This window comes from Candidatus Symbiothrix dinenymphae (assembly GCF_001431085.1).
In genome coordinates this window covers 1-5,028 of the sequence record NZ_BBRU01000489.1, presented here as the reverse complement: position 1 = coordinate 5,028, position 5,028 = coordinate 1, and the positions used below count along the sequence as shown (strand labels likewise).

General features: G+C 46.3%; 4 protein-coding genes. 1 reads left to right on the top strand and 3 read right to left on the bottom strand.

Annotated features, from left to right (window positions below):
* Window positions 1-348: OmpA family protein (locus ASC50_RS05275; RefSeq protein WP_158648481.1), on the top strand; the 348-nt coding region annotated here is incomplete at its 5' end.
* Window positions 349-365: 17 nt separating this feature from the next.
* Here ASC50_RS05275 and ASC50_RS06765 read toward each other — a convergent pair.
* The 3 genes from ASC50_RS06765 to ASC50_RS05260 are packed head-to-tail and all read right to left on the bottom strand — an operon-like array spanning window position 366 to window position 4,754.
* On the bottom strand, window positions 366-3,017 hold the full coding sequence (locus tag ASC50_RS06765) for a family 20 glycosylhydrolase (protein ID WP_082592106.1): 2,652 nt from the start codon (window positions 3,015-3,017) through the stop codon (window positions 366-368).
* A 58-nt stretch (window positions 3,018-3,075) separates the two neighbouring features.
* The gene (locus tag ASC50_RS05265) at window positions 3,076-3,858 is read right to left on the bottom strand and encodes an alpha/beta hydrolase (RefSeq protein ID WP_055431670.1); all 783 of its coding nucleotides are present in this window, start codon (window positions 3,856-3,858) and stop codon (window positions 3,076-3,078) included.
* Between the two features lie 17 nt (window positions 3,859-3,875).
* Complete coding sequence (locus ASC50_RS05260; protein ID WP_055431669.1) at window positions 3,876-4,754, bottom strand: sugar phosphate isomerase/epimerase family protein; 879 nt, start codon at window positions 4,752-4,754, stop codon at window positions 3,876-3,878.
* Window positions 4,755-5,028: the final 274 nt, after the last annotated feature.

Here is a 5,028-nt window from a genome sequence, read left to right as displayed (position 1 = left end):
GAAGTCAAAAAGAGGATAGAGCAGCCCATAGACGGTTATTCATCAGACAGCACGGCATTGTCCGCACAGCAAAAAGGTATTCTGGATGCACAAGCAGAACTGCTCCTGCAACTCGCTCCCGACGTGCAAATCATCATCGAAGGTCATACCTGCGACTTCGGCACCCACCTCGTCAATATGTCAATAGCCCAAAAGCGTGCCGAAATCGCCAAAAACTACCTCGTCCAAAAAGGCATCGCCGCCAACCGCATCACCACCATAGCAAAAGCAGCAACAAAGCCGGTCGCACCAAATGCCGGTGAAGCAAACAGGAAGAGAAACAGGCGGGTGGTGATAGTGATTGATTAAAACGACCCCGCCCTGCGCTATTTCGATTGCTTATTAAATGACTTCTCCAACTTCACAGCAGGTGCCTCGCCATTCAAATTCAGCTTGACCGCCCCTATTCGCTCAGCGCCGCCGCGCCAGCCTTCGCGAGCGTTGAAATACATCAGCAGCGAATTTTCCCAATGCACGACGTCCAACTGATAAATAATCGCCGAACGCCAAGGGATATTCGCGTCGGGTTTGACAATCGGATTACAATCGGCTTCTTTCCATTGCAGACCGTCGTCACTCGACAACAGACGGATTTCCGAGCGTGATTTGCCTTCCGCATCAATATAAATAGGATTATAAAAAGCTACGTACCCCTTTTTATAGCCAAATACCTTAAAACCGCCGCATCCAAAGTTTCGGAACGGCAAATTTACGTCCGGCTCCAGAATAGGCTCTTCTCTTTTTATGAACGGACCCAGCGGATTATCGGCCTCGGCACAAAAAATATTTTTTGGTTCCTCATAACCGGCATCGTTCAAGAAAACCGTGCCGCCACTGTAATACATCCTGTAGCGACCATCCGGTAATAGGATGACACATGGATTGCGCGCTTCTATTCGTGGTCCCTCACGTTCTTTTGGCAAATCCGGCACTACAAGCGTAACAGGTTCCGACCATGTTTTAAAATCGGTCGTTGTCCTGGCACGTATCACAACGTGATATTGTTTTCCCGTTTTCGGGTCTTTATATTCGGTGGTAGCCGAATAATACTGTATCCAGCGGTCGCCATCGCAGAAAATGTATTGTACGCCAATTTCCCCTTCTGCATGGGAAGCATCTGCCCAGTGAAGTCCGTCTTTTGAAACGGAGTGAAAAAACCAGCTGTGCCATTTTGTATCATGCGAAAAACCATGAAAAAAGGCATGCCATTTGTCGTCAAACTTACCGGGTAGCAAAATTTGCGGGTCGCCGATAACCAATTCCTGCAGCCCATAAACTTCGGGGTCTATCAATGGGTTTTCAGGCAGGTCTTTCCATCGTTTCTCTCCCCAATCCAGGGCGGCAGTTTGAATTTGACCATACTCAATACCCTGTTTCTTCCATTCTGCCAGAAAATAATCCAGGGATTTCAGGAAACGCTTGTAATCTTTTTTGTCCGGCGCCGTCCACCCCACTTCGGCATAAGCAGCTATGCGGGGATAGACCCTGTAATTCAAGGCATTTTCGTCGGGCACAAACTCTGTCCACAGCTGACAACCCAAGCCCAGCACGCTTTTTTTCTGTTCATCCGTCAGACTTTTGGGCACAGGGTTGAATGAATAAGCTTTTTCTAACGAGAGGCTTTTATAGGTGTAATCTAAATACGTAAATTGATGTTGCGAATTAACCACATTATAGCCATCATCTATTGCTTTTTTGATGAGGGACAGGTCGCCCTTCCAAAATTGAACAACAGTACCGGGGGCAAGACGCTGTCCGGTAGTGTGGTCATTATTTCCCCCCTGAACATCTGCACCGGTTATTTCGTTCCATCCCATCATATTTCGTTTTTTGGAAGTAAGCCATTGCGACATTTTGTTGGTAAAGTCAACTTGCAGGTCGGCAGGTGTTTTGAAGCCCTTCTCCTTCATATATTGGCTGACAGCAGGCGAATTTTTCCAATAATCAAAATGCACCTCATCCCCACCGATATGAATCACCTTGCTCGGAAATAAAGCCATCACCTCTGTGAGTACATTGTGAAAAAACTCAATGACTTTGGGGTCGGTTACATCAAATACATACGTTCCCATGAGATTGTCGCGTGTCTTTTGGGTACCTACTTTGGGTACTCCCAACCACGGATAGGAGTTAATGGCTGCATCGCCATGCCCCGGCATTTCTATTTCAGGCACAATGGTAATGTGGCGGGCAGCGGCATAAGCCACCACTTCCCTGATTTCGTCCTGCGTATAAAAACCGCCGTGGGGTTTGCGTTCCAAATAACCGTGTTCGTAACCAACATCCCACCATCCTTTTTTTATTGTTGAATCGCGGTGAGCGCCTGTTTTTGTCAGTTCGGGATATTTTTTGATTTCGATGCGCCAACCGTCAGAATCCACAATATGCCATTGAAAAACATTCAACTTTAACCGAGCCATATTATCCAACAATCTGAACACAGCCTCCTTCCCATGAAAATAGCGAGACTCGTCCAACATCAAGGCACGCCACCCCAAAGTAGGATAATCCGTAATCGTACCGCATTGTAGAGACGTGGCGTGCCACGTCTCCGCCGCCGCCAATGAAGCCTCAAGCAATTGCCGCAAAGTTTGAATACCATACAAAATACCAGCAGGCGCATTAGCCTTAATAACAATCCCTTTTGACTGAATATCCAAAATATACCCTTCAGGCTTTTGAGGCAATACTGAGGCATCTAACACGAGGGTGATGTCGCCTGATTTTTGACCTTTTTGCAGGATGGGGTTGATGGCGGCGGAGACGTGGCGCGCCACGTCTCTACACAATGTTGCTTCGTTTGCCAATTTTGGTGGGAATGCGATTGTCAGTTTATCTTTCAGTTTGAAAGAACCGGTGGTGTATGCCACTTGCTGCGGTTCGGGCAGGATGGAATACGGGCGGATTTCGTCGTTACCGTAGGCATTGACGCCTGACAACATACACACTGCTAAAAAACACTTACTTATTGTTTTCATTTTTATTTTTACTTTTTTTATTTACTAAAATTTCACAAAGGTACATAAACCAAATATCTCAGTTGGAAGCATCAAGCCATGATTTTAATAGCGTGAGCATTTCTTTTTTATATTGGAACGTATCGTTCATGCCCCAGCCATGCCCCCCTGTCGGAAAAATGTACAGGGTTGCGGGAATGTTGTTGCGCTTCAGGGCTTGATAGTATAAAATGCTGTTTTGAGGCAACACCGCGTTATCATCATCGCTTAACAATAATATCGCCGGAGGAGTTTGTGCATTCACCTGCTTTTCGTTTGAATAAATATGCAAGTCTGTTGCCGGAGGATTGTCGCCCAGGAGATTGATGCGCGACCCATCGTGGCGAATGTCCTTATCCATACTTATGACCGGATAGAAAAGTATTGAAAAGTCGGGACGTGTGATGCTGTCGGTGTAATGCGTTGAGGCTGTTGCCGCCAAATGCCCGCCCGCCGAAAATCCGGCGATGCCTACTTTGGTGATATTCCATTCGCCGGCTTTTGAACGAGCATACCGAAAGGCAGTTTGCACATCTTCCAATGGAATGTTTTTATACTTTTTTTCCGGCAAGCGGTATTTTAGTACAATGCCGACATAGCCCTGCTCTTTCAGCCACTCGGCAACCTGATGCCCTTCGTGTTGTATAGCCAAACCGCCATACCCGCCTCCGGGACAGATAATCACTGCCTTGTGTTTGTTCACCGAAGCCTTAGGCAAGTAAATCGTTATCTCCGCATCGCCCGCGCCCAATTTAACAGACGTTTGTGCATTCATACTGCTCATAAACAGCACAAATAATGAAGTTGCAATTATTTTTTTCATAAATTTATGGGGACTTCTTATTTCCCGGTAAGCAACGCTTCACGGCAGTACGCTACACATTTTGCAACTTCTTTTACGGCATCCGAACCCGCAGGGATGGCGTATTCCAGTTCGACATCACATTCGATGGGCCATTTTTCTTTTTGTATCAGGCGCAGAATTTCCTTTATCGGCGTAGTTCCTTTTCCCCACACTTGATTTTGGTCTTTCGGCGTATCGTTTTTTCCGGTCTTGTCTTTCATGTGGATGGTGACAATCTTGTCGTGCAGACGTGTGATAAGGTCGCAAGGATTTAAACCGGTAGCTCCGTAATAATGACCTGCGTCGAAATTCAAGCGAAGATATGAGCCATGAGCCAACACGCGGTCGAAGCTGAAATTGGGGTCGCCCGGTTGTCCGTGGTTGTGGAAAATGACAAACAGTTTGTGTTTTTCCGCAAAGGGAGCCATCTTTTTGGCTGATTGTTCCGAGATTTCCATGCTGATGCCTTTGGCGCCAACGGCTTTACAAGCTCTGAAAGCGTAGTCGATTTCTTCATCCGACCAATTCGCATCGCCTAACTTCAGTACATTGATTTTGATGCCTCTTTTGGCAAAGAGCTTCTTTACTTCCTTGTACTTGTCCATAGACAATTCGGTTCTCCATTTGCGAACCGCGTCGCCGCCACGGGGTACTCCCAAGTGATTTTCTACTATGCCACCCATCAGTTCAACGGAACTGATACCGGCATTCACAATGTAATCCAGATACGCCGGAAGCGACTGGTCAGGCATTTCCCTGAAACTGTAGGTGATTGTTCCTACCTGCACGCCTGCGAATTTGGAATTATTCGGAGCGGCCTGAATAAATGTGGCAGCAATTGCCACTAAACACAAATTTCTAAAAATCTTTTTCATTTTTTTTAATCATTAAAATTTTCGGCAAAGGTACAAAAAAAAATGATATAACAAGGGGTGCACGACAAATTGGCTAATTTTTTTTCAGGTGCTATTTCTTGCAAACGGTGTTTTGTCCCGCAGGGACAGCACTTTATTAACCGTAGACTTCAGTCTACGGGATAAAAGATGCTAAGATTCCATTAGTCCCGCATGGGACGGCACTTTATTAACCGTAGACTTCAGTCTACGGTATATAACAAAGTGCCGTCCCATGCGGGACTTGGGGGAGGCG

Bases quoted from the DNA above. Each gene is read 5' to 3' on its own strand.
- ASC50_RS06765 (WP_082592106.1), bottom strand. From the start codon at position 3,017: ATGAAAACAATAAGTAAGTGTTTTTTAGCAGTGTGTATGTTGTCAGGC.
- ASC50_RS05265 (WP_055431670.1), bottom strand. From the start codon at position 3,858: ATGAAAAAAATAATTGCAACTTCATTATTTGTGCTGTTTATGAGCAGT.
- ASC50_RS05260 (WP_055431669.1), bottom strand. From the start codon at position 4,754: ATGAAAAAGATTTTTAGAAATTTGTGTTTAGTGGCAATTGCTGCCACA.